The 2,372-nt window shown below is 64.7% G+C and carries 3 protein-coding genes; 2 read left to right on the top strand and 1 reads right to left on the bottom strand.

Annotated elements, in window-relative coordinates; genetic code table 11:
* Positions 1 to 730 (bottom strand): sterol desaturase family protein (locus AC1D00_RS36795; protein WP_477014045.1); only part of this gene is annotated, 730 nt, incomplete at its 3' end.
* 87 nt (positions 731 to 817) lie between these two features.
* On the opposite strand from AC1D00_RS36795, the gene AC1D00_RS36790 reads away from it, so the two are divergent.
* Together AC1D00_RS36790 and AC1D00_RS36785 are read left to right on the top strand one after the other, a co-directional pair.
* On the top strand, positions 818 to 1,516 hold the full coding sequence (locus AC1D00_RS36790) for a TetR/AcrR family transcriptional regulator (protein ID WP_404553136.1): 699 nt from the start codon (positions 818 to 820) through the stop codon (positions 1,514 to 1,516).
* A 72-nt stretch (positions 1,517 to 1,588) separates the two neighbouring features.
* A partial coding sequence (locus AC1D00_RS36785; protein WP_477014044.1) for a patatin-like phospholipase family protein occupies positions 1,589 to 2,372 on the top strand: 784 nt, incomplete at its 3' end.

Below are 2,372 nucleotides of genomic sequence, written 5' to 3'. Positions count from 1 at the left end.
CGTTCACGTCGTCGAAGGAGAGCATCGCGCCAAACCGGTCGGTCGCCGGCTTGTCGAAGCCGACCGCCCCCTCGACGCTCGCGGGATTGCGAAAGGTGCCGATCAGCATGTCCCAGATCGTCAGGTCGCGGTAGTTGAAGGCGTGCACGTCACGCTGGTGATGGATGCAATGCGCCTCCGGCCGTTGGATGATGAAGCCGAGCCATTGCGGCGTGCGCACATTCATGTGCTGGAAGTACCCGTAGAAGGCGGCGATGTAGCCGGTCGCGGCGGCTGCGACCGGATCGAGCCCGAGCACCAGCGTCGTGACCACGGACGCGATCGCAAAGAATGCGATCGTCTCCAGCGGATGGAACAGCGCCGCGCCCGACATGTCCATGCGCTGCGGGCTGTGATGGATCTGGTGGAATAGTCGCCACATCAAGGGGAAGGTGTGGGCGCTGCGGTGCCAGCCGTAATTGACGAGCGAGAGCACGGCATAACCGAGCACCGCGCCGCCGGCGACGCCAAGGCCGGTGAGGTCCATCAGCCTGTGCCGCTCCAGCCAGGCTTCCGGGATCAGTAATGGGGTCAACGTGGCAAGCAGGCCCTGCACGGTCAGGAAGCAGAAGCCCCTGAGCCGCCAATAGGGAATATCCGGGAATTGCCGCGCCGGGATCAGACGCTCGATTCCGAGCATCACGAGATAGGTCACGGGCACCAGCAGGCTGAACAGGTCAATCGCAGACATCGCCTCAGCTCCAACCTTACAGTGTAAGCTCTGCTTCACAATACAGCCTTTCGGTGTAAGGTTGCAAGCGGGTTCGATTCGGATGTCATGATCAAGAAAGCCAAAGCGCGCCGGAAAGCTCCGCCTGCGCCGCGCAAGCGCCGCGCCGCCGGCCACGGGGGCCGAGGACTGTCGCGCGAGCGGATTGCGGCCGTCGCGATGGCGCTGGTCGATCGCGACGGGTTGGCCCAATTCTCGACGCGCAGGCTCGGCGAGGAGCTCGGCTGCGAGGCCATGAGCATCTATCATCACTTCCCGAGCAAGGCGCACCTGATGGATGCGCTTGTGGACCTGATGCTTGCGGAGGCGCAGGTTGCGATGGAGCCGCAATGGGACTGGCGCGAGCGCCTGCGCCGAGCCGCCCACGGCTTCCGCGCCATGGCGCTGAAGCACCCTGCGTTCTTCCCGTTCTTCGCGGTGCATCGGCTCAACACGGCTGCCGGCGTCGCCTATATCGACGGCATCATCGGCATCCTGCGCGACGCCGGCTTTTCCAACCGCGAGGCGGCCGTCTATTTTCGGGAACTCGGCTATTACCTCACGGGCGCGGCACTCGATGAGACGGCGGGCTACGCCCGCGGTCCTTCCTCGGCCGAACCGGTCCCGGACGAAACGATCGCCGCGAACTTCAAGCATCTTGCGGCCGCTGCGCCGTATTTTCAGCCTGCGCATTTTGACGCGACGTTCGAGACCGGCCTCGAGATCCTGCTCGCCGGCATTGAACGTTCGAACCAGAGGCAAGACTAATCCTGTAGATACTTGATTGACTTTTTCAACTGCTGATTGCCGATTGCTTCTTATTGCTCGGGGGAGGCTCGCATGCCCGATCAGGGACAGGTCCGGCGACCTGGAGCGGCGCGGAACGCCGCAGCCTTCGAGGAGGAAACGCCCTGGTGCGAGAAGCATCAGCAGATCGTTCGCGACGAGATCGCGGCCATCAACACGCGCCGCGAGGAAGCCCGGCAACTCGACCCCGACGGCATCGTCGCCTGCCAGATGCTCGACGTCGTCGGGCTCGCCTTGTCCGGTGGCGGCATCCGCTCCTCGGCGATGTGTCTCGGCGTGCTCCAGGCGTTGAACCACCACGATCTGATCAGGCGGATCGATTATCTCTCCACCGTATCGGGCGGCGGCTACATCGGCACCTCGCTCAGCACCACCATGACGGTGACAGGGCGTTTCGTGTTCGGCGAGCGGCCGGCCGGGGACACCGTTACCGCCAGCGAGATCAGCGATACGCCGTCGGTCGGGCACATCAGGAATTATTCCAACTACCTGGTTCCGGCCGGCTTCCGCGATCTCCTGACCGGGATTGCGATCGTGGCGCGCGGCCTGATCGCCAATATCGGGCTGACGCTGCCGGCCGTGCTGCTGCTCGCCGCCGTCACCATCTGGTCGACGCCGCTGCGGAGCTGCCTGACGGTCGCGAACTTCTTCGGTGTCGATCTTGCCGACGGCGCTTCGCCGCAATGCGAGCTGCACCATTTCGGCTGGATCGCGGACCGTTTCGGCTTCGCCGCCATCGGCGCGATCGTCGCGCTGGCGCTGCTTGCCTGCGGCGGAATTGCCTATCTGCGCTCACGGGCGGAGCGGGGCATCGGCC

The sequence above is a fragment of the Bradyrhizobium sp. P2_E8 genome (assembly GCF_056403875.1).
The sequence above is the reverse complement of the archived record's forward strand: the minus strand, read 5'-3'. Positions and strand labels throughout refer to the sequence as shown.